The 22,581-nt window shown below is 43.4% G+C and carries 18 protein-coding genes; 9 read left to right on the forward strand and 9 right to left on the reverse strand.

From position 1 onward, the window contains the following. Positions 1-4: 4 nt before the first annotated feature. The 6 genes from LDB27_RS23400 to mobI are packed head-to-tail and all read right to left on the reverse strand — an operon-like array spanning position 5 to position 8,222. Positions 5-667 carry a DUF4400 domain-containing protein gene (locus LDB27_RS23400; protein WP_000718549.1) on the reverse strand — a complete coding sequence of 221 codons (663 nt, stop codon included), beginning with the start codon at positions 665-667 and terminating at the stop codon, positions 5-7. After that, complete coding sequence (locus tag LDB27_RS23405) at positions 654-1,763, reverse strand: hypothetical protein (protein WP_000343599.1); 1,110 nt, start codon at positions 1,761-1,763, stop codon at positions 654-656. The genes LDB27_RS23400 and LDB27_RS23405 overlap by 14 nt, the downstream gene beginning before the upstream one ends. After that, on the reverse strand, positions 1,763-3,847 hold the full coding sequence (traD, locus tag LDB27_RS23410; protein WP_001284076.1) for a conjugative transfer system coupling protein TraD: 2,085 nt from the start codon (positions 3,845-3,847) through the stop codon (positions 1,763-1,765). Before traD ends, LDB27_RS23405 begins: the two co-directional genes overlap by 1 nt. Further along, positions 3,847-6,993: a MobH family relaxase gene (mobH, locus tag LDB27_RS23415; RefSeq protein WP_001011151.1), complete on the reverse strand. Its 3,147-nt coding sequence runs from the start codon at positions 6,991-6,993 to the stop codon at positions 3,847-3,849. Before mobH ends, traD begins: the two co-directional genes overlap by 1 nt. A gap of 9 nt (positions 6,994-7,002) precedes the next feature. Next, complete coding sequence (locus tag LDB27_RS23420; RefSeq protein WP_000128631.1) at positions 7,003-7,740, reverse strand: hypothetical protein; 738 nt, start codon at positions 7,738-7,740, stop codon at positions 7,003-7,005. Beyond that, entirely contained in the window at positions 7,737-8,222 is a 486-nt protein-coding gene (gene mobI / locus LDB27_RS23425) for a conjugative transfer protein MobI(A/C) (protein WP_000071885.1), read from the reverse strand. Before mobI ends, LDB27_RS23420 begins: the two co-directional genes overlap by 4 nt. Before the next feature lie 758 nt (positions 8,223-8,980). Here mobI and LDB27_RS23430 point away from each other — a divergent pair. The 6 genes from LDB27_RS23430 (at position 8,981) to LDB27_RS23455 (ending at position 18,772) form a co-directional block, all read left to right on the forward strand. Further along, entirely contained in the window at positions 8,981-9,781 is an 801-nt protein-coding gene (locus LDB27_RS23430; RefSeq protein WP_000004209.1) for a hypothetical protein, read from the forward strand. Position 9,782: 1 nt separating this feature from the next. Further along, positions 9,783-10,295 carry a hypothetical protein gene (locus tag LDB27_RS23435; RefSeq protein ID WP_001140953.1) on the forward strand — a complete coding sequence of 171 codons (513 nt, stop codon included), beginning with the start codon at positions 9,783-9,785 and terminating at the stop codon, positions 10,293-10,295. Positions 10,296-10,888: 593 nt separating this feature from the next. Next, complete coding sequence (locus tag LDB27_RS23440; protein ID WP_151418714.1) at positions 10,889-11,935, forward strand: thioredoxin family protein; 1,047 nt, start codon at positions 10,889-10,891, stop codon at positions 11,933-11,935. Continuing rightward, positions 11,925-13,340 carry an IncHI-type conjugal transfer protein TrhH gene (gene trhH, locus LDB27_RS23445; protein WP_001257292.1) on the forward strand — a complete coding sequence of 472 codons (1,416 nt, stop codon included), beginning with the start codon at positions 11,925-11,927 and terminating at the stop codon, positions 13,338-13,340. The genes LDB27_RS23440 and trhH overlap by 11 nt, the downstream gene beginning before the upstream one ends. Before the next feature lie 8 nt (positions 13,341-13,348). Next, a complete protein-coding gene (locus LDB27_RS23450; protein WP_000386159.1) occupies positions 13,349-17,302 on the forward strand; it encodes a conjugal transfer protein TraG N-terminal domain-containing protein in 3,954 nt (1,317 codons plus the stop codon). 180 nt (positions 17,303-17,482) lie between these two features. Next, positions 17,483-18,772, forward strand: a complete 1,290-nt coding sequence (locus LDB27_RS23455; protein ID WP_001284752.1) for an HNH endonuclease signature motif containing protein — start codon at positions 17,483-17,485, stop codon at positions 18,770-18,772. Between the two features lie 107 nt (positions 18,773-18,879). Here the strand turns inward: LDB27_RS23455 and LDB27_RS23460 are convergent, their stop codons facing one another. Next, positions 18,880-19,398, reverse strand: coding sequence for an HAD domain-containing protein (locus LDB27_RS23460; protein ID WP_015059500.1), 519 nt, complete (start codon positions 19,396-19,398; stop codon positions 18,880-18,882). 130 nt (positions 19,399-19,528) lie between these two features. After that, positions 19,529-20,068 (reverse strand): lytic transglycosylase domain-containing protein, encoded by a 540-nt coding sequence (locus LDB27_RS23465; protein WP_000494967.1) that lies wholly within the window; start codon positions 20,066-20,068, stop codon positions 19,529-19,531. Positions 20,069-20,215: 147 nt separating this feature from the next. Here LDB27_RS23465 and LDB27_RS23470 point away from each other — a divergent pair, with 147 nt between their 5' ends. The 3 genes from LDB27_RS23470 (at position 20,216) to LDB27_RS23480 (ending at position 21,838) form a co-directional block, all read left to right on the forward strand. Next, positions 20,216-20,965, forward strand: a complete 750-nt coding sequence (locus LDB27_RS23470) for a thioredoxin fold domain-containing protein (protein ID WP_000720274.1) — start codon at positions 20,216-20,218, stop codon at positions 20,963-20,965. Between the two features lie 24 nt (positions 20,966-20,989). Next, entirely contained in the window at positions 20,990-21,382 is a 393-nt protein-coding gene (locus tag LDB27_RS23475) for a hypothetical protein (RefSeq protein ID WP_000843244.1), read from the forward strand. A gap of 195 nt (positions 21,383-21,577) precedes the next feature. After that, complete coding sequence (locus LDB27_RS23480; protein WP_001424629.1) at positions 21,578-21,838, forward strand: hypothetical protein; 261 nt, start codon at positions 21,578-21,580, stop codon at positions 21,836-21,838. A 59-nt stretch (positions 21,839-21,897) separates the two neighbouring features. Here LDB27_RS23480 and LDB27_RS23485 read toward each other — a convergent pair whose 3' ends face one another. After that, on the reverse strand, positions 21,898-22,245 hold the full coding sequence (locus LDB27_RS23485) for a hypothetical protein (RefSeq protein ID WP_001684081.1): 348 nt from the start codon (positions 22,243-22,245) through the stop codon (positions 21,898-21,900). Positions 22,246-22,581 lie beyond the last annotated feature (336 nt).

A 22,581-nucleotide genomic window follows, 5' to 3' on the forward strand; every position in this document is an offset into this window, starting at 1 on the left:
ACCTTTACATGAGTTTTTGAAAGTTAGACCACAAGCGATTCAATGCAATTCCCAGTATCAATAAAGCGACTGGTGGGAAAAGTTGAGCGATATTGTTAAATAGTGACATATTCGGCATGACCAGGTAGACCATCGTTAAAGCACTGATCACCCAAAATGCTCGAAACCAAATACGATAAAACTGAACTGTAACCTTACCAAATACGTACCTCTTCAATTTCCACTGGTACATTCCATCTGCTAGCATGGCAAATAGATAGGGCAGAAAAACGATTAGCCACCCCAGGATTAAGTTCCACCGGAAAATGGACTGATAAAGTAAGAGGGGTATGTTTTTGGCCATAGTGTAATTAATAGAGGTAAATTTTTCAGCAACAATGTTAATACCTCTGGCTGGTTTTTTGGTGTCAGGGATCAGAATAGTATTCAGATAGTCAATTAACTTATAGTCATGTACCAACCAATTTAAAGTCGCTTCACTATTTGCAATAACAGACTTCCAACGGTCATTTGATATGATGGACCGGCTTGCATTAACCTCCTGAGTAATCTGATATTTGAGCTCCTCAGTATTCTGGAAAGCCAGGCTGTAACCAAAATAAATGACCATGCCAAAAAAAAGCATTGTTCTGAGCACTGCTGCTCTGCTTGTATTATCCGCAGCCATTGCTTTCCCTCCATTCACGAAAAAGAGCTAGCCTCTGATCGTGATTGCAATAGTTGTTACGCCACATCGTCGGGATACCCAGGAGCCAGTGGTACTGTTTAGGTATGATTTGGTCGATGAGGCTTAACTCCGCCAGTTCTTTATGCTCTGCGCTTTTCCACTCGATCTGTCCCACATCAGGAACAAATACAGCGGTCCTTGCTTTTGCGGCCTGGCGGGAAAATTCTATAAAGTTGATGCCCCACGGCGTCCAGTATCTGTACTGCTCGTTTAGGCCGATGTTAAACACCGGCAGAGAAAGAGTTGAGTCGGCAAAAGCCGAAATCACATTTTTGCAGACTCTTGGACTATCTATTTTTTCCTGTTCGGTTTTGAGATGAGTCAGCAGTGCACGGTCAATAATGCTGTTAAAGGTGTTTGTATAAAGGCCATTAGGGTCAGGAAGCCGATCTATGGCAGTAATGATTTTAAATTTTAACCGAGAAAGAAAGGGAGAGTCCTCAATAGTAACTATATGACTATGTGTTGTTTCTGGATGAATCTGGGGTTTGATGCGCTGTACTTGTTTAAAAGAGACACTACCTGGCAAATTAATGAATGCGCCCACCGTGCGTGTCAAATCGACGAAATAAGGCAAAAGATAACAACCAAGCATACGGGCATTCTTCTTTACAAGATCACACCGTTCGTCATTGTTATCGAAAGAAATACGGAAACTAACGAATTTACGTTCAGGACCTTCGCTGGTGGTCAGCGATTGAATCCATTCATGGCATGAACCTTGTGGTACCGACCAGTAGCTGGTTTCACGGTCCCCAAAGGGATCAGTCGTGATCAACTCTCCCTTTAAAAGGAAAAGCTCAGACAGGGTATTTGCCATGGAGAATAGGGAATCGATATCGTTGCTCTGACAAAATTTTCCCAAATGATGAAACGCGTTTTTTTCTATCTTAGTTAGCCGATCTCGAACTTCCTGAGAATCTGCGTACTTTAAACCCAAAGACTGAAAGCGCCTTTTTACGAGCGAGCGACATTTGCTGACTTTTAGTGCAGAGCTTAAAATTTGCTGGCGCGTCAGGACAATTTTTTCATCCATCAATGCAACTTCCTTAGAAATTTATTAAGATTTTTGATATCGAGATTTTGACGCAAAGTAACTTTTCCGGCCTTCTTGAAAAGCATTTCCGACAGAGTTGTGTTTGGCTTCATTTGTTTCTCAGCAACAGCAATAGGGATTTGGCCTACAACCTTCCTGCCATCTTGAAGCCTGGCAACTATGTGAAACATAGGGACCTGACCCAAGAGATCCTTTGGAATACTCTCTTCTAAAGTTGTCTGCTTTCTTTCTGAGATTGAACCTGAGAAGTTATTATGCGGCAAAGATGTTTCTGAACCGGTCGTATAAGTGACCATATTTGTGCTTATCGCACTCTTACCAAAGTTCTCTACAACAAGCGTCTGAGTAGGAGTATCGTTGACTCGCAAGCTTATATAATTGTTGCAGAGCCCCGTAATTCGATTGGCAGTTTCAACACTTGCCGCAGCAATAAAGTCGGAGATGGTTTGGGTGCAAATAAACAGTGCAATTTTCGCTGCACGACCCTGCGCCAGAAGGTTAATCATAGGGTTGTTAATGGCTGAGTGTGCCTCATCAACAAAAATACTTATCCTGGAATTAGCTGACATATCACCATCCTGAGCGTTGTAGCGACTACCGGCACAGGAGGTCAGATCTGACATTATTAATTGAGAAATAGCAGCTGCTGTATCGGGGTTTGAAAGGCCATCAAGCGAAATGTATAGCACCCCGCCAGTGCTGAACATCCCTTCGCTTGTTACAATTTCTCTTGATGATACTGAGTTCGGGTTAGGAGATAAAAGCTCATTTAAAGGTTTTTCAATGAGCATATCGAAAACAGGCATAATACCTGCGGTCATTTTAGCCATATGCTCTGGGTCGGACATTGAGTAATCAATAAGCTGGGAAACAGTATCTAACCAGTCTATTTGTTCGGACCCCTCGTAATTCATGAAATGAGCCGTAAACCATTCAGCGAGACGCTTGAAACGTACCGGCAAGGTTTCGTTAGCGACGTACTTAACTTTTTCGGTCCAGACATCGTAACCATAATATCTCGCGTAACATGACTCCATTACCTTGACTGTAAGATTCACAATAGACATGTGGCTTTTCATGTTCTTGTGAATCAGATAAATAGAAGGCTTTTTCTCTATGTAAGAAAGCCCGGAAATCACATTGGAAACGAGAGCTTTGGCATACTGAACGAATGGGTTAACCTCACCGGGAACTGTCACCAAGCTCAAAAGACGAGATGTTAGGTCAGAAACATTAGTATAGGTGTTGCAGACATCAATACAGACCGAAGATGCTGGCTGGCCAGGATGAAATTTATAGAAAGGAAGACCGAGGGTCTTAGCCTCTTCCATTAGAGATTCTCGCCACTCTGCATCGTTCTTTGGATCTATGACAACAACAACATGACCAAGATGAAGCATGCTAATGCTTAGTAAACGCTGTAGCACCGTTTTCCCGGTACCCACGTTTCCGGTTATCAGAGTATGACCAAACCAATTGTCTTCAGTTACAAATATGGGTTCCCTACGTTCCACAGCAAAAATTGCATTGCTGCCGCCCATCTTACGAGCCATTGCGTCAAAATGTCTCTTAATTGGGTTGAAGACGAATGGCAACTCGATCTCACGTTTATCACTGGAGAGGTTAGCTATTTGATATGCCCGATCCGCATGTTCCGGGCCCCACTCAAACCCATCACAAAAATAGGACTTTCGCTCGGGTATATCCTTATTTTTATTTTGATAATCCTGAACCAGTTGACGATACTTTCGCTCATTGGAGAAAAAGTTACTTTTGTTAATTACACGCAGTGAATCAAGACTAACGAACATGAAATGTCGCTTGAATACACGCCAATGAGCCATCAAGAATGGCGCTGCTGTTTTGCAACGATAAAGGCACAGCAAAAAAAGCAATATTGAGGTGAACAGAACTATTGGGGCGATGTCCAGTCCGTCTGAAGAAAGTCCCATATAAAGCATAGAAACCGAACAAATCAAAAGTATTGAGGCACTACGATACTCAAGAATAGGCCGATAAAAATTCTCTTGTGCATGGAGGTTAGTCCTCTTCGAATCTGACATTATAGGTTCCCAGCCTCTTTCAGGTTATTGATAATTCGTTCAATGTCCACTTTCGCCCGGTCTGATGCGGCCAGCAAAGTAGGCATGTTAAATGCATGGCATTTTGTATTGATCACAGCACCAGAATTAACGAGGTACTGAGGAAGCTTATTGAAAAGATCTTGAGCCTCTAACTGCGACCCAAATTTTTCCACGCAAGATTGGGTCAGATAGAGAGTATTAGGAGTACTTACCATAAATCTGTTTTTGCGCTTTCTTTTAAACGCCACCTCCATTTTGGACAGAATTTGATGCAGTACTGACGCAATTTCTACAAATTCAAGCTCTGTAACGTCACCTTCGCTTATAAGCGAGAATTCACCATTTTGGTCTGATTCAGTAGTTGCAAAGACTTTACTGTTCAGATTGTGACCAGAAACAGGTGATGCTGGTTTTTGTACTTCTGCTTTGTCCGATGATTTATTCCGGTTGCGCTTGGGATTTTGTTTTTCTACCGGTGCTGTTGGGGCGAACAGTCTGGCCAGTGCTGGCGAAAGATGATGCCCCTTAGCGTCTGTGGGCGCATGCTCTCCATTTGATTCTTCAAGTACAGGAGGTAAGGCGGGCTCTTCACTTGCCATCACACTGGTTGCGGCTGCTTCGGTCTGGGAATACACAACTTCAGCTGGTGGTGGGCAGTTACCCTCAGTATCTGGTTCTGAGTTTTCTTGTCCTACAGAAACATCCATAGAGCGTTCAATCGTACCCTGGGGATCAGCGTTCTGTTCTCGGTTAAGTTCTGGTAATTCTGACGGCTCGGGGAGAAGCTTTTCATTATGGACCGAAGAGCTTGTTGCACAACTACCGACTTCTGGCCGAGAAACACTAAGCTGTGTGAAATCGGTATAATCAATGATCTCATGCTCTTCATCTTCTTCCTCAAAAAGATGTTGATAATGTTCATATTCCACAGCCTCAGTTTTCAGCGGACCAGTCGCGGATGCACTATCGGTTCCATGATATTCCACGTCGCCAGAATGTTCTTCGACTGCATTTACACGTGGGGGAGGCAGCTCAAGCGTTTGCTTTGGACGTGGGGCAGAGTTTTCAACAGAAGACTCATCATTAATCACTAATGCCTGATACATAGAAGTATTGAAAAGTGACTTTAAAGTTGTTGGCCTTCTTGGCTCATGATAGGTGAGCTGGAACCCGGCGCAGTTATCGCCGAGCTGGACTAAACGCAGATCGTCAATGTCCCTTACTATCCACATTCCATCGAGAGAGCCTTCTCTGAATGTCAGTTGGAAATAGGGCTCTTCACTAAATGCTTTTTCATCTAATCCCGGCAGCAATGCCATAGTGGCATCTATGTTGAGGTAGGGGACAGCATCTACACACACTATATAGTCATTGGAAAGTGGAGCGCTTAAAAGGAGTTCATGAAGTTGGTTGACCAGGACATGGGATTCCGTGTCCTTTGCCGATTCATCTTCACTTTCTTCTATATCAGGAATGACAGGATCAGCTGCTTCCTCACCCTCAGATTTAACTATCTGCGTGTCATTATCAATTTCATTATCACTTTCGGCTTTCTTCTCAAAATCGTCGGATGAGCCTTCATTTTTCTTAGAATGTATATCAACATCAATAGAGGCAGTGGAGCGGCCTAAATCATTAACCTTAAGAACAGCCGTCTCAACAGTATCAGTAATTTTAGTTATAGCGTCCCGACCGGGCACTGGTCTTCTGTATTCAGTAACTGTTTTTTGCTCGTCAATGTAAATAAAGTCTTTATTGGCATTAACGCTAAAAAGACCCGGCACTGAGTCAGGGATTTTATAGGAATCAAAGATTAAACCAATCCACCTTAGCTTAAGAAGGTTATAGAATTCTAGTTTCCCTATCCCATTTCTAAAGATGTTTGATATTTCGTTTTCCGAATAGATACCCGGAATGAAGTAGTGAACGACACGCTCATCATCATAGGGCTCGACGTAACCACGTTGAACTAGGGATTCTACCAATACCGTCTTACCAGCCTCTCCCTGAGGGAAGTTATATTTATGTAATTCGAAATCATTGAGAACAAAATCAAGGAATGCGTTCTCGTTAAGGTATACCTCACCATTTACGATAATGATGTGCATAGGCTTAGCATTGTAATTGTTGATATTGATACTGGTAAAGTTGTGCTTGATGGTACTAATGGCCCTTGCTGCTGCATCATTAGAACGCAGACCCATGATAGGGTCACGTAAAACATTAAGGTCTGTACCAGTAGAATAGAAATCAGCGGTCCTCACGCATTTAGACAAAAAGTCATTCCCATCAGTATAAACGTTTAGGGCGGTGATCATTTTTGAATAAACACGTTCTTTATTTACCCGATCCAAAAATGCAAGACATACCGGGTTTAGGATTCGCTCAAGGAAAACGCTGGACCAGATATTATGTTGATTATGAATACGCTTTCGCCAGTGGATTTCGTATTCAACCACGTCATTTTCACGTGCCCAGTCAAGAAGACTTTGTGAGCTTGGCGTCCAAATGATCGGACTAGCTAAATTCAGGCTTACAATATCGAGATCGTAAACCTTTCCGGCATCATGGACTAAACCACAGATAAACGCAGCATAGAGATATACTTTTCTACGGACTACTTCTTCATCTTGATATCCGATTGGTCTCAGTTCTGAGTGATGCGCATTTTTTAAAGAGAGTATGGCCACTTCCAGGCTGTGAGAAAGTAACCCACCAATACCATTATGATGATGATTTTCGGAAGCTGGCAAAAGATGTATCCAGCGAACATATTCAACCAAGGGCTTTAATACTAAATTAGTAAATGTATATGCATCGTCCCTGATGTCGCTATCGCTGATAGCTAACATCATTGAAATTGAGTGCAGCTTTTCCCGATACAGAGACAGGATTGACTGTTCATTAAATGTCTGTATGCCCGTCGGACGAGTTGGATACTCGATGAATTTCAGGACTTCTGGATTTGGATGATCAGGAACAGTGTACTTCTGATCTCCTAGAATCTGCGCAAAAGGAGAGAGGCTTGATATATCCTCAATCATTACAGAGGTTGCATCATTCTCCTGAGATGAGAATATCCCCAAAATCCGTTTAATACATAAATACAGCGCCCTGAAATTCATCATCATACCTTATCGACGTTTGCCTGACAGTTCGGCTGCAATGTATGCCTGCACACTTTTATATTGCATTACTTTGGTGATGAACTCTGCTGGACTGTATGGCCCATCCTTACGGCGAGAAACATTCAGAGTCTTTTTCACATTCTCAACATATAAATTAATACTCTTTATAATGTTGTGAGACATAACCGGATAGTCGCTTACAGCCAGTAAACCCAATGAGTTGTACTCATACATTGTGTTCATGAGCTGGTTCATCTCGAAGATGTACTTGTAAAACCTCATGGTGTTGTGGTTATTGAAGTTGAGTTGTACTGGTTCAAAACTGAAAGGTACAAACTGAGTTGATGACATGAATGAGTCATTCTTGTCGAACTCAATTGACTTAATATAAGCAACAAGATTTTCTTTCATCTTATTGTTTTCTTCATGCAGCTCGTTGAACCAATCCTGAATAGCCTGAACAAGGTCAGGATGTTTAACTGCATCAACCGTTTTAAAGAGAGAGGAAATAGCGATACTCACATCATCAAAACCTCTGATGACTGCTCCATTTCTGGCAGTTAAAAACCGGTTAAAATCTGGGGTGCCGGGGTTAATAATAACTTTGGCCATACCCTGGTGCTCTGGTCTACGTTGAGTAGAAGTTTGAGCGTTTACGCCTTGCTTTTTATTTGAACCTTTTACCATTACATCTTTTGGTTCAATGTTAATACGCTCATTGTCCGTGATAATTGCGTCGGTCATTGTGCCACCTTAGTTTTTGAGTATTGACGGATTTTTCGTCCAAGTTCGATATATGCTGAATGATAGAGCTCAAGCATTTCTCTGTAAGGCTCCAGCAATGCTTCCGTTTCAGAAATCATTTCGTATTCCCAGCTGGCATGGTTTACAAAACAGTTCTTAGAATATTTTCCACTTTTCATTGGTTGCACCCGTTTTGACATGTGACTAGGCGCTCTTGTTTTATAAGGGCTGAACTGATGCCAAGTGATCGTTACTTTTCTGGCATTACCAATTAGCTCAACTTTTGGTGCGTAAGAACCCAGATACTCCCTCTTTGGAACTTTGCTATGTCGGGTAAGGTTAATCTCTTGGTGGTTTCGTTCCTTCCACTTGATCCAGTATTTTGTAATGAGATCTTCAGCCTCAACACGCAAACCTTCAATCTGAGCACGTAAATTTTTACGTGTTAGCTCTATAGAACTTATAAGATTCGAATTACTCATGACGCCTCCTGATGTGAAATTACTATACCGGAGGAAATTTCCGTTTTTTTTCACGAACAGAAGATTTTTGAATGCTCTTTGATGAGGGAATTGAACAGATGTAATGCACTCGCTGTTTCCCCCATTCGGGAGGGGCCTTCAGAAACAGTAACAGCGAGTTTAGCCTCACTTCCATCGCTACCCTCTAAAGTTACTTTTGAGGGAATGACCATTGTGGATTATTGCTTTTGATAATGTGCATTGCTCTATTAAAGTTATACATATATCTAGTGCCACTTTTCCAAAAAAAATGACCCTATGGAACTTTGTCCATAGTGACACTTTTATAAAAAGTGACCCTATGACGACATTACATAGGGTCACTTTTCAAACATAAGTGACCCTATGTGAGGTATTCATAGGGTCACTTTTCTTTGTTTAGTGATCCTATGTAAGCATGAGGTTGATGAAAAGTAAAAATGTCAGTTTATGACGGTCAGTGAAAGACGTCGTTATTCTAATCCAACGTTGGGAGGGGCTGGATTTAGGTTTTTTTTTAATCGCTTCACATTTCGTTAGCATGCGAAGAAATTTTGATAAAATTCTGGTCAGTTTGGTTAAAAAGTGTTACAAGTAAGCGGTGTGGTTGAAGGGATAGATTTAAGGCTTATTCAAGCCTTAAGAAAATACTAAAAGTTACTTTTCACCCTACCGAACACCTAACAAAAAATCCATGTTGAAGATTTGAACAATTGTAATGGCGCAAGGACAATCAGCACATGTCAGAATCTGATAATTTAACTCGTAGCTTACTCGGTAAACTTTTCCGCACTGAGATTTCGCTTATTCGTAGTTACCGTGCATTTTTAATGTTATTGCCTGTGCATGGATCTTCTGCATATCAAACTGGGACTCCTCTTCTCCAGCGTCGCCTATTTGGGAAAGGATTTAGTACAGCCGCTGATTTAGCTTTTGAAGTGGAAACACGTCCAGGTAGTTTTTTGGTTCCGCGTACACTCGGAAAGGAAATTACATGGGAGAGGTTTTTTTCTGCGGTCTTGGACGGTGATTCCAATGTAATTCGTGAATATGATACAAATGATATTGACTATGGTATTTACGATGCCGGTGAAAAAGTGACTTTTCTGAATGGTACAGTGGATATCTATAATCCCAAGAAGATTCATGAGTTGCGTTCTAAATGTGTTGATATACAGAATGACTACTTTATGCAGGTGTTCTTTATCTCAATGCTCGCACCAGAGTTTGTAAGTGTTTTCTTTGGTTTAAAACCAACTACAGCTGATGCTATTAAAGACATTGGTTATTCATCGTTAAAAACAATTAACGATGTCGTTCTTTTCCCACGTACAATTGCTTTCTCACAAGGGCATATTGAAGAGAGTGTTTCACTTAAAACGAAAGTTTTTGCCTGGGCTTATGAATTGTCTGCTGACATCCGGTTAGGAAAAGTTAGTGATGATTTGATGGAACTATTACGTTATGACACTATGTTCACCAGTCACCGTCAGGATGTGTTCAACACTTTAACAAATAAAGTTATGTTAAAGGATTATTAATATGGCAAAGGTCGATCAAACAAAAGCTAATGCTCTATTGCGAGCAGCAAGGACTATGTCGCTTGGGGCAAATAAAAATACAATACGAATTTTGTACGGTAATCATGTTGCTGAAAATATCGATTTTGAGCCTGGTGCAAAAACAAAACTCAAAAAAGGTATCCGGGGCTGGAGCAAACGCACAGATAACCGCCGAGCTTTTTCTGCTGTTATTGATGTCGCAGTTAACTATTTTGGTTTTGATCCAATAAATCCGGAAGCGAGTTTTCGGCAAATTGACTTCAACCGAATAATGAGTGTCCTTCATAATCTGGGATACTTTGTATGCGCACCGGAAGTTAATAAAATAATAGAAATCCTTACTTCTATGAAAGAAATTGAAGAACTAGGTGCCTGCGAAAAATGTAAACGCCCATACATTGTGCCAGTGACAAATGATGCTTATTGTCCACGTTGCAGATTATCTTCAACTGCTTCAGCCATAGAGAGGTATTCTCAAGAAGAATTAGATTAAATTTAAAAAAGATATCGCGAAACTTGCCTTGTCTGAATCTAAATATTGACTTAAGTCAAATTCTGTTGTTTGCTTTACAATCAAATATTAGTTACAACTTAAATATTAACTCTTGACAAGTAAAGATATAATTTGATTTTTCTTTATACAGTCTTTCTTCGTTCCAAAAAATGTTCACCTTTTTTTCTGTTGAAAACGTAAAACTACTTAGGTTCTCTAAAACCTTCTATGCATGACGACTTCTTAATCGCTTTCAATTAATATATTTTATATTCTTGCCTAAGTTCGCTTCTTTGATCCTTAGCTATTCCTTCTTTGAAATATAGAAACAGCGTTACTGGTGATGATTTTTTTCAGCTCTTAATACACCTGTTTTCAAAGCAATATTTGCTTTTAGATATTCGATAAAACCATGTTTTTGTTACACCGGATTTTTCACAATGTGCAAGATGGATGATCTTTCCATCACCGAGACTATCTTCTTAGTCAGCACTCCTTTTCCGTCCTTTTCAACATAAAAACGACCATGCTATACGAGCTCTAACCTTTTTTTTGTATGCCATCATAACCGCATCAGAAAAGGAGAACGGTCTATGACTCGTATTGCATTAGCGCCTTCAAAGATGGTTTTGCTTATGTCTTTGGTAATTACTGGTGCCCACGCCAGCCCTGAGCAACCCCTAATAAAAGATACGCCCTTTGTATCAGGCCAGGCTTATAAGAAGGGTTTCTTCTGGTATGACGATCCTGCTAAAAAAAGCGAAGCTGAAGAAGAAAAGGTTTTGCCACCAACCGGTGCTGCTAGCTCGCCTTCAAAAGAGGAAAAGGTAGATTTAAATTCAAAATGGCTAAAAGAGAATATTCCTCGACTGTTAACGCAGGCAATGGATAACCCTACCGCAGAAAATCTATCACGTTATTACACGGCGCAAAGGTTAATGCTGGATATCAGTACGCGTTTTTCTGACAAATCAAAAGATTATTTTCTTAAAAACCCGATGATGTCTGAAAAACGCAGGCAACCAGTGGAAAAGGTGGCACTGGATGCTCACCGCACTGTTGTTGAAAAAAATCAGCAAACGGTAATGAAAGATATCTTTACTAAGTCAGGTTTATTTTTCTTTTTCCAGAGTACTTGCCAGTTTTGCCACGAAGAGAGCCAAATACTTCAATTTATGCAGAACTATTATTCGGTAGATATTCTTCCAATCAGTATGGATGGAAGGCCATTGCATAATGGCCTTTTTCAGGATTTTAACATCCCCAATGCACAAATTATTGATCAATTTAAAATTCGAGAGGTACCTACAATTTTCCTGGTTTCAAAGGATGGGACATCAGCTCAGCGCATTAGTGAAGGCATGATCTCCGCTGATGAATTAAAGAACACTATTATACTTGCCGCGAAGGGCATGAATCTGATCGATGACGCTTCGTTTCAGTCAACTCTAGATATTAAAAGGCAATATACCATCGGTGATGATGGCGTTATTACCGTTAATAAATCCGAAATGGAATCAGACCCATTCTTACTTCAAAAAATAATGGACCAAAAACTCGAAGGCTATGACATGCCTACGGCCGATCCGGTCAATTATCTCAATGCTGGCGGCAGTTTTGGAGGCACTTATGCGCAGTAATGCCGTTTTCAACTTCAAAAAGTTACTTTTGTCTCTTTCTGTTTGTGCTGCAATTTTAGCCCCGACTGCAAATGCAGACAACGCAATGCGTAACATTTTCAATGGCATGATGACGTCTACCAGCCCGGCCACCTTTTCCACAGCAACCCGTACAGGCATAGTTGGCGGGTCAATGTCTTACCGAACAACAAACGTTAATACCAACCTTGTTTCCATGTCGTTTCCAAAAGCTTCTGTCGGTTGTAATGGTATTGACGTTTTTCTTGGGTCCTTCAGCATGATCAACGGGGACCAGCTTGTGCAGGTGGCCCGTGGTATTGCCCAGGGTGCGGCTATCTATGCTTTTAACGTTGCTGTTTCAGCTATTTGTGCTGACTGTGCTGCAACGATTAATGACATCCAAAACAAACTGCAAGCGCTAAATAAATTTGCGAAAGATTCATGCAATGCAACTTACTCTTTCCTTTCTGAAAACGTGGGTACGCCAAGCCAGTTCGCTAACTCAGTTAGCTCTGGACCAGCCTCAATTCTGGGATCGATTAATGGTCTCATTCCTGATTTTGGCTCATCGATGACAAAGTCACCTGAAGCTGTCACTTCTCAGGTTAAAGCAAAGGATCCCGAAGAGTTCGCTGAAAAATTCAGTGGTAACCTCTTCTATATGTCGTTCATGGATATTGATAAGGGAACAATGAACATCGGAGGGGTAACGGAGTTATCCGGTTATAAATTGGCAGAACAACTTATGTCTCTCGTGGGTACTGTCATTATCAACTGGGATAGCAAAGGCGAAAAAGCGGGAATGGAAGTCCGCCCGTCTACCATGACTGTCACGGATTACATCATGGGGCCACCAGCTGGCGGATCAATTAAAATGCTCAAGTGTTCTCCGGCACCAGATCCATCATCCCCACGAAAGGCTCAGTGCCTTGTCATGTCAGAAGTTAATGACGGTGGTTTTAAGGGATTGAAGGATACCATTTCTGATCTTCTTTTAAACGTACAGAAAAAAATCATCAACGACGTTCGTGTTTCAGATGATGAATTACGCATTATCTCCTATATCGGCATCCCGACCATTATCGACTCTTTGCAAACATTCGAAGCACCGGAAGGGTACGCATACATTCAGGACATAAGCACTATTGCTGCGACGAGCCTCGTAATCAACATGTTGCGCCAGGTTGAGGCCAAAATTTCAACCATGAGCATACCGAGTGAGTCGCTGTCGGGTAAAAGGGATGATCTCAACCGATTAACAGACAATCTCTCAAAACAGGTTAAAGCCGCCTATGAGCTATCGCACAGCCAGGTCGGTACCAGCTCGGACGTCATTTCAACCTGGGATAACCGTCGCCTGCAACGGAAGGCTTTCACTGAAAGTATTCGTGGCACACGTAACTGAGGTCTGACATGGATTACAACATATATACCCTGGGTGATATTGATTTTGTCTGGTCGGCTTTTACCGGTATTGCCCTAATCTTTTCTCAATATACTGGTGTAAAAGAGTTCCTGACCACGGCCGCCGTTGTAGCAGGTGTGAGCCTATTCTATAAAACGTGGCTATGGCTTCAGGCTCCGACCAAAAATGAATTACCGTTTTTCTCCTGGTTTTTGGGGTTGATCCTTTTCATGATGGCAATGGTTCGAGTGGATGTAACTATTGAATCTGTAAAGTCGGGAGAGGTCAGAAACGTCGACGGAATTCCAATTTTTATTGCTGCGATGGCCACCGTCACCACTAACTTAAGCCAGGGTTTGCTGAAGGATTATAAAACTGCGTTTGATCCGCTTTCTCCGGTGGACCTGTCTGCAACAACTCTGGACGATGACATCACCCTCGGTCCGATGATCCGATTCGTGAAGTTTTTGCAATGGGGCGGCGATAGCCAGGGCTACTGTTCTGCATTTCCTGAACCGGCCAGCGGGCTAGGGCCAATGAACGTATGTGCTACCGTTCAGTCTCTTGCATACAACTGCCTGAAGGCTACCCAAAACTCAAGCGCAAATATTGCCGGTAAAGAAACTATTTTTAACGATATTTTCTCAGCTAATCTGGCAGATAGCATGGACCGGATTAATCAGGCGATGAAAGGCGCACTGAAGAATGCCTCTGCCAGTATTGTTGGCGCTAACGGTTCAAAATCTGGTACGTGTGATGAGGTCTGGTCAACTGTGAAACAGGTTACCAGTACAGCTGAAGCTCGCCAGACTATTTCCCTTATAGGACAGACAAACGGCATCCTTACTCCAGACGAAGCAAATGGTGCACCTACCGGCGCAAGTTTTACTGATGTTATGGCGTCAGCAAATGGTATGTACGGTAAGGCTATTGGTTCGTATGACGCCACCCTGAACCTGTTCATAATGAATGAGCTCAGAAATGGCGCAAGCAAATATAAGACCCCACTCGGTCTGGCTTCCGATATGCAGTTGTTTGAGGCTTCTCTGAAGCGAACCAACACAATGGCTTCACAGGGCCAGTTGTGGTTACAACTGTCTGGAGCAGCAATCGCATTCCTTGAGATGTTTGCTTACATGGTTGCTCCATTTGCTTTGCTTATGCTGCTGGCGTTAGGTGGTAATGGTGTTGCCGCTGCGGCGAAATATTTGCAACTTATTCTCTTCGTGAATATGTGGCCGCTTACGGCAGTAATGGTCAACGCGTATGTGAAGAAAGTCGCGACGGCCGATCTGGATACCTGGAGCACCCTCAACAGCCAGAATAATGCCGTCACGTGGATGGGGCTCCCAGGGCTTGCGGAAACATACAGTTCATACCTGTCTGTTGCTTCCGCGCTTTATGCTCTGATTCCGGTACTCACATTATTCCTGATGACACAGTCGATTCACCCGATGATGAATGCGGTTAAGGGAGTGACCCCCGATGCGCCGGTGGATACTGGTCATGTAACGCCCAAAGTATGGGATGGCCCTAACAGCGGTAAATCTTCATTTGGTGACGTGACACGAACCGCCTTGACCAGTACCGGTCAGGGATACAGCGATGGCGGCGCAGTTGATTCAAGTAATTTCCGTCTTGGAATGTGGAATGCTGGTTCAAGTATCGCTAACAGCCAGGGGCAAGGATCAGCTGTAACCTCATCAGTTATGAGTGCGGCAAGTAATTCATTCCAGGCTGGTTACAGTCAGATGAGTGAAATTGGAAGGTCAGGACAGTCGAGCCAGCAGTTCTCAACCAACCTGCAAACAATGAAGCAGATCTCGGATAAGATTGGTGCCTCTGTAGCAGAAGGTATTGCAACGAAACATGGGGTGAGTGCGTCTCAGATGGCCAGCATTGCTTCAAATGTTATTCTAAACGCTGGGCTTAATGGAGGTGCTGGAACTGGCAACGGAGCCGGGCTGAAAGCAGCTGTAGCAGGGCAATTGAGTAGCGGCGCATCTAAGACCAATACAGGCAGTGACTCGCTTTCAAATGACCTTTCAAAAGCAATCACGAATCAGCTTAGCCAGGATTCTGCTTTGACTGACCAGTTCAGTAAAGCGGCGTCTCAGGTAAGCAGCGATCAGATATCCAATACTAATGCGTTTAAAGAAGCATCGTCGAAAATGAACCAGGCGACACAGACGATGGCGCAAAACATTTCTACATCGGTATCGACTAACGCCAGCTCCAATAGTGGAATGAGCCTTGATTCTAAACAAAGCATTAACCTGGACAGGTTCTCCGATTCTATTCGCAACAAAAACTTCAGTGATGATGATGTAAGGAATTTTGCTCGTAAGAATGGGCTGGATGAGAATGCGTTTATGGAGAAATTCAACTCCTATAACGATACCTTCAAGGCCAGTAATCAGCTTGGTTCGCAGCTTCAACGTACTGACGCGCTTGTGGCTGCAACACGAGATTTCAGTGAGCAAAAAATTGCGATTGATACCGCCCGGGGAGAGACGGCCGAAAGTAATAAACAGGATCTCCGTGAAACCTCCAGCCTGCTTAAAAGTCTGGTTTCCGACTTCGGTGGTAATGCACAGCAGCTGCTACCTATCACCAATCAGCTCGACAGAATTTCAGGCGAAGGGTCAGGAATTAATACTATCACTCAGGCACAGGATAGAACTCCTGACAGCGTAAATACGTCTGGCGTGATGAGTGCGTCACGCGTAGGGGAACTGGGTGGAAGTGTTGATTCGCAGGCTAAACTCGGTCTTTCCTCCAACGCTCAGGACGCGACTCAGCGTGTCCCTGGAAAAAGTGAAGCTGGCTTTACTCCGTATAACCTTGATAACGCGGGCAAAGGCGATATTCAGGGAATACATAACAACAACGTGGGCCGCACTTATTCTGATGAAGAAAGGAATGTGCTCAATTCTCTCAAAACGAATGGCCCTGTACTGAATAATCAGGGTGTAGAGAAAGTCGTCAATTCAGGTCAGGATGTCAGAAATGCAGAAGGCACATTTAACGATCTGGAAAAGGCTACCGGAGGTCGGGTGGTTGGTGATGGAATGGATCAACGAGCCACTGCTTTGAACAGTATGTATCAGAGCGGTCAAGTTCGTGGCTTATCTAATAACACTGATAACTACTTTAGTCGTGTTGCCAACAACCCGAACTTAAGCCGGGACGATAAGCGAGCTGAATTGGCACAGCAAGCTGTCTTTACCTATGGTGCCAGCACCATGGCTACCGGTGCCGAAAGAGAGCAGCTCAAAGCGGATACCCAGAAGATCCTTAATGAACTGGGTAACTATAACGTTAACTGGAGTATGAATGACGTTCAGAGCATCCATAGCAGTTTCAACACTCATAACAGAGCTGATGGTTCACTTGAGTCAGTCGTACGGGCAAACCTAGGAGAGGGTGGGTCGGGCGGTGGTCTCGTTGGTAACCGCACTCAGACCGTCACAGATCGCTTGGTTGGGGAAAAGATAGAGGCCAACACTGAGCGGGGCGCGATTTCTGGTGCGCTACTCGGGGGCCAGCAATTTGTTTCGGATACGCTAACCAGCGTTGGGGCGAAACCGGTAAATGAGATGCTTACGGGAGCGGGCATCCTTCAAACCCAGACATCGATAGCAAATGATGCCTCTAACCCTGCAAATATGCCTGATTCTCTCCAGGGTAAAGTCCTTAATCACATGCAGATGTCTGATGGCGTCGCAGCTGTAAGTGACCGGTATCAGAGTATTAGCAGCGACGGCGTTTCGACTTATGCGAATGCAGCGCAGAACTCTGAAAGGGCTATCCGGCAGCAATTGACGGATGACCCACGCTTTGGGCCTCAGAAAGCAGATGAATTCATTCAGTACATGAAGTCAGAGCTGAGCAACACAAATGAGCCTTACCAGTCACGTGTCGATAAAGCGGATCAGTGGCTTAATGAAAATAAAAGGTAGGTGAGTTTCAAATATAACCTAATGAAAATTAAACGTATTTACTAAAATATGGTGTTAAACAGTGAAGGCCGCAAAGTATAAATTTGCGGCCTTTTTTATTCATAAACTTAGCTGATTTCTGTACAATCTCGTTCTTTATGTAGTAGATGTTCCGGCTGAATAGGCACTGAGACACAGGACATGGCAAACAAAGTAAAAGATATTAACCATCCATCTATTAATGATAGAGAACGTCGTGTCTTGGAAGAACTAGGTATATGTAATGGTGCACACTTTAATAATTTGCTTAAAATTGCCCGCTATCGTCTCAATGCTGGTTATTCCCATGCTGAAACTGTACTTTCTTTACGCTGCACAGGCTCATACATTGAGCGTACCGTAATGCATGCCCCCAAAAATACCCGTAAAAAACTACGTGAACACCTACAAAAATTTGCTCTAGAGACAGAGCAGAATAGCGAAACCGTTTATTCTAATTACAATACTCAGCTCCGTGTAATTCGAGAAAAAAAACAAAAAGAACATTTGATGGCCAAGCGTAAGGAGTACATTCGCGTTCGGCTAGAATCTTGTAAAACAAGGGGGGAGCGGTTGATGGCGTTCGGTCTAATTGATACTATCGATCCCGAATATATACAGGAACTGGAAGACCATCTGGCTAAGGTTAGTCATCGTAAGATGTTGGAGGATAATGACCGAAAGGTAAAAGAACGCAATAGACTGTTGAGTGAAATGAAAAAAAATTCAGCCCGTCTCACCGAACGAATAATCCTGTCGGAAAAAGAGGAACCAGATGAAGAAGCCTCTCTTCCAATACTGGTACGTAGATATATTCCCGGCGGACGTGCCGCAGAGTTCGCTATTTATGCACGTTCAAACGCTACATTACCTCCACTAGAGATCATTGAGGGTTTTCTAGGGTATCCAGTTGGTGGCCGCGAAAGATCGCAGGAAGATCAGCCTAAATCTCCACCGGCCGCGATTATGGTCGCTATGAAGACTGATGGTATAGAAGAAAAGGAGCTTCAGCCGAATATTCCTGATGAAACTACTGTACCGGGTAAGCGTAAGGGTAGTAAGACAACTGTCGAGACACGACCAGATCAGGCCTCATTTGCAGAAGCCGTCCGCAACAACTGTTATGACCAATGTGTGATTACAGGCTCTAGACTGCGCCAGCGCACTGAGGCTGCTCATCTGATGGAGCATCGTAACGGAGGAGTAGACCATTATACAAATGGGTTGCTCTTACGCCATGATATACACGATCTTTTCGACGCAAACATGATTGCCATTCATCCGGTGACGTTGGAGGTTAACATTCTCGCTGAAGCTTTGGCGGTAGATCATGATTTAGCGGCATATCAAGGAGAGTTTATTAAGCCGCTGCGTAAACCCATCAATACTGAATTCCTAAAGCACCGTTGGCAGGTTTTTCAGCACCGGAACCAAACTGAGCAGCAAGCTTAAGAGACCGGCATGTTTTCTTCCAACTGTGCAATGCTTTGACCCGGGGCAGAAATGGAGAAGCATAGAACTGATAATGCGGGCATGCTCTCCGTAAAAGTTACTTTAATTCAGGAAGCCCAACGTTTCATAAGCAGATGATACCTGGTGTTAAGAGCTGCAAGATCAGATTCGGTGAGGCCGGTGTAATAATTGGTTTTTTGCAAATGTGGATAACCGACCGGGAATAATGATTCGTCGTCATCAAGGCAGATAAATGCTTTAACTCGATGTGAAAATACAAAGTCCTCACACTCAGCAGCCCGCACACCTGACTGATTAGGTTTTAAATATACCGAATCGGTAGCACCTATGACTTTGTCTCTATAAGGTAGCCGGAAAAGAGATTTCAGGTAAGTTATACTGGCACATTCACGCCACGAACTGGAGATGACAATCACCATGGAAGGGCATTTATCCAGTAATTTTTCCACCAATGGCATTCGCTCAAAGGTTTCATTTTTGCACCTGTGACAAACCCCATCGAAATCTAAGAAAAGCACGACATGCGAATCAGGGAGAGGGCCCCATAAACCAGCTGTTGTTTCTTCAGGAACACATACTTCTTCATGAAGAGGGCTTTTCTGCATCAAGAAAGAAGAGAGAATCTTAAATATATTTCTTGCAGAAAAAGACAATTTATTACCCCTGAGTCTATGCGAATTTTTTGCGGGGGGGTACCCAAGCTACTCGATGATCTTCTGTAATATCAGGTTGAATTTATTTAACAACAGGAGTCGGGTTTTGCTCCGGGACATTTTTAGCTATATGGCCATTGTATCGAGGAGGTTGTTGGGTCCATTGATAAAGCTCACCCATCCCGTTACGCTGCTGGATCCGGCGATTGTACTTTACCATGAAGTTAAATATGTACTTTGCACGTACCTTTGGGGTTTTGCTGTTGTAATCTGCAATCCCTTCAAACACATTGCCCTTGCGATCAACAATTTTTCTGTAGAGCCACCATGTTCCAACCCAGAAACTAGCGCAAGCATCGTAAGCCAGAACCCGCCACGTTACAGTCGGGAAATGCTTTTTTATTTCAGGCAGATTGGATGAGTTGATCTGCATCGGGCCAATATCATAAGTGCCGTTAGTATTCCTGCTGAAAGTACCAACCTTACCGCCTTCATTGTCAAACAACGTAAAAACCAGTTCGGCATCAATTCCGAAGAAGCGGGCGGCATCCGTAATGCACTGAGTGTAAATCTCATCAGGAACGGGAATAGGTTTCACATCATCTGCTGGTGGTGTAAACACAACGATTTCTCCACTGAATCTACGTTTTATCTATTCTCCCATATATCTATCGACTTTCTTTCGGCTTTACCCGTTGATTTAAGCGTTTAAGCAAAATTCTGGAATTTTTGGGCGTGATAATATTAGTGCTCGATTCAAGGAGCATAAATGAAAAAAATTATTAAGGCATCGGTATTACTTCTTTCATTAAGTACCGCCTTCACGATGAATGCCGAGCCGGTTAATACAATGGTACTGCCAGATGCAGCCCGGGATAAGCTCAAAGCCATTGGGCTTTCAATCGAGCACGTCGAACCCTCGCCAGTAAAAGATATTTTTACGGTGATTTCCAGGGAGGGGGTAAGTTACGTGAGCAAAGACGGAGATTACATTTTTACCGGAAGCTTATTCCACGTGAAAGGTAAAGATGTGGTAAACACCACTGAGCAGGCCATTTTAATGGGCGTCCGGGAATTCGCATCCAAAACAAAATCCATCGACTACAAATCACCAAACGAAAAATACCGGCTTGCTATCTTTACCGATATAACCTGTGGATACTGCCAAAAACTGCATCATGATCTGAAGTCTTATCTTGATGCCGGTATTTCGATTAAGTTTCTTGCATTCCCACGTGCAGGACTGAACTCGGTAGTAGCCGGGAACATGGCCAAAATCTGGTGTTCAGCAAAGCCAAACGAAGCTCTGGATGCAGCGATGAATCCGGTTTCAACTATCCCGGAAGGACGTCCTGATGAGGCTTGCTTAAACATTATCAAATCGCATTTCCAGGTGGCCTCAACAATCCCGCTGCAAGGTACTCCTACCATGGTGACACTAAGCGGCAAACCGCAGTTATTTACGGGGTGGCTGAGCCCGGAAAACCTGGTGACCCAAATGGGCGCTGCGCAAAAGTAACTTTTCCGACTGTAAGAGGTGTGTATGAAATCTACTTTACTGAGTACGTTAATGCTGGTTGCTGTAGGTGTACAGCCCGTTTTCGCTGCACAATGTCAGTACGGAGCCTGTGGAACGGAAAACGATCCAGGAATCGTATTTCTGATGTCATCGGTACAAATGGATCAAGGTGAACAACTAAAGGAACTCTCTGGTGTTGCGACCACAGGTGACACCATCTCTAAAAAGATGGAAAGCTACCTGGGAAATAAAAAGCTCAAGGTAAACACCGACAGTACCCGCAAGGGGCCGGGTAATACCACCATCAGGCCTACAGATGAGCTCGCCCCAACGAGGCAACTAAAAGTTATCCGGCCCGAACTGGTAAAAAATCCCGATTCGCAGCTCGTGGTAGCTTTCAATGAGCGCCTGGCCTGATTTATTGACTGAGAGCGTCCAGAAGGAAAAAAGATGTCGATACTCAGTAACTTCGTCATCAGGGCAACGGGGATACCTGACAAAAAGTATCTCCGGGATCCCGTAATAAAACGTTGTTATGAACGTCTGAGTCGTAGGGTGCCTGCTCTAATGACGGGTTGGCTTCTGTGCATTCTGGGTTCAGGGTATGTCAGTATGGCACTGGAACAGCCTGATAGCACTGTGTTACTCAGTCTGCTGCTGTTGTATGTTATGTCAGGCATTTTACTGATGCAGTTCCAGTATATGTATTCAGAGCGAAGCATAGGCTACAAGTTCTACCTGGAAGTGCTTATGAATGCAGCCGCCAGTACTCAACATAAAGAACAGTTACAGTATCTAATCATTAATAAGCCCAATTCCATCACGATGGGCGATCTTTACCGACTTTATGATTTTAATGGGGGAGGGCGATAGCCACGTTTATGTGCGTGTCCAAAAGTCACTTTTGAACATTCTCTTCCCGCCGTCTGCTTTCAGTTCCAGGGGATCACTGCAACATAATTTCCGGAACGCAGCGGCGCATCAAATTTATCAGTAAAGGCGTCGATCATTGCTGAATAAGCAATGCTGTCTGACGGCACAGGTGCATTGCTTTGCATACTCACTTTCAGAACCTGCTTTGCTCCTTTCGCTGACGGGTATACCTCGACATCCAGCTGTCGCATATAGTGCATCTGCGACATCGTCTCAGTGCCTATTACCCCATCGACCGGCCTGTAGTCATAGTCAGTATGCGATTCGCCATGCTTGTCAGTTCTCGTTGTCTTTTTATCTACAACGTAGCCTGTCACCCCAGTAAGAAGCTGCTCGCTATACTGCATGTTCTCCTGTGAGCTGCTCATTCGGAACCTGAGCACATAATCTGGCTGGTGAGTGGAAATAATGACTCCTTTTTTTGCTAATCCATCAGCAAAACGGCCTGAAAACATTCTGGACTGAATACTTTCGTCCGGAGGGACTATCTGAAACCTTTTATTTGTAACAGGACGAGGCATTAGATCGTACGCATCTACCTGGTTTGCGAAATGATATCCACAACCACTCAAAAGCATTGCGGTTGTGAGTATAAAGCCCTGCCTAATCATCCTTTAATCTCCAAAAAGCATTGTTTCACGAATAATTCCGATTTACCGGGCCAGTATAATCCATCGCAGGTT

Origin of the sequence: Salmonella sp. JXY0409-18 (assembly GCF_020268625.1) — a bacterium.
In the GTDB taxonomy this organism is placed as follows: domain Bacteria; phylum Pseudomonadota; class Gammaproteobacteria; order Enterobacterales; family Enterobacteriaceae; genus Salmonella; species Salmonella enterica.

Excerpts from the sequence above, each read along its gene's own strand:
- LDB27_RS23460 (WP_015059500.1), bottom strand. The coding sequence starts at position 19,398 with ATGCAGAAAAGCCCTCTTCATGAAGAAGTATGTGTTCCTGAAGAAACA.
- LDB27_RS23480 (WP_001424629.1), top strand. The coding sequence starts at position 21,578 with ATGGCACTGGAACAGCCTGATAGCACTGTGTTACTCAGTCTGCTGCTG.
- LDB27_RS23420 (WP_000128631.1), bottom strand. The coding sequence starts at position 7,740 with ATGACCGACGCAATTATCACGGACAATGAGCGTATTAACATTGAACCA.
- traD (WP_001284076.1), bottom strand. The coding sequence starts at position 3,847 with ATGTCAGATTCGAAGAGGACTAACCTCCATGCACAAGAGAATTTTTAT.
- LDB27_RS23475 (WP_000843244.1), top strand. The coding sequence starts at position 20,990 with ATGAAATCTACTTTACTGAGTACGTTAATGCTGGTTGCTGTAGGTGTA.
- LDB27_RS23440 (WP_151418714.1), top strand. The coding sequence starts at position 10,889 with ATGACTCGTATTGCATTAGCGCCTTCAAAGATGGTTTTGCTTATGTCT.
- LDB27_RS23450 (WP_000386159.1), top strand. The coding sequence starts at position 13,349 with ATGGATTACAACATATATACCCTGGGTGATATTGATTTTGTCTGGTCG.
- LDB27_RS23405 (WP_000343599.1), bottom strand. The coding sequence starts at position 1,763 with ATGGATGAAAAAATTGTCCTGACGCGCCAGCAAATTTTAAGCTCTGCA.
- LDB27_RS23400 (WP_000718549.1), bottom strand. The coding sequence starts at position 667 with ATGGCTGCGGATAATACAAGCAGAGCAGCAGTGCTCAGAACAATGCTT.
- mobH (WP_001011151.1), bottom strand. The coding sequence starts at position 6,993 with ATGAATTTCAGGGCGCTGTATTTATGTATTAAACGGATTTTGGGGATA.
- LDB27_RS23430 (WP_000004209.1), top strand. The coding sequence starts at position 8,981 with ATGTCAGAATCTGATAATTTAACTCGTAGCTTACTCGGTAAACTTTTC.
- trhH (WP_001257292.1), top strand. The coding sequence starts at position 11,925 with ATGCGCAGTAATGCCGTTTTCAACTTCAAAAAGTTACTTTTGTCTCTT.
- LDB27_RS23485 (WP_001684081.1), bottom strand. The coding sequence starts at position 22,245 with ATGCAGTATAGCGAGCAGCTTCTTACTGGGGTGACAGGCTACGTTGTA.
- LDB27_RS23435 (WP_001140953.1), top strand. The coding sequence starts at position 9,783 with ATGGCAAAGGTCGATCAAACAAAAGCTAATGCTCTATTGCGAGCAGCA.
- LDB27_RS23455 (WP_001284752.1), top strand. The coding sequence starts at position 17,483 with ATGGCAAACAAAGTAAAAGATATTAACCATCCATCTATTAATGATAGA.
- LDB27_RS23470 (WP_000720274.1), top strand. The coding sequence starts at position 20,216 with ATGAAAAAAATTATTAAGGCATCGGTATTACTTCTTTCATTAAGTACC.
- mobI (WP_000071885.1), bottom strand. The coding sequence starts at position 8,222 with ATGAGTAATTCGAATCTTATAAGTTCTATAGAGCTAACACGTAAAAAT.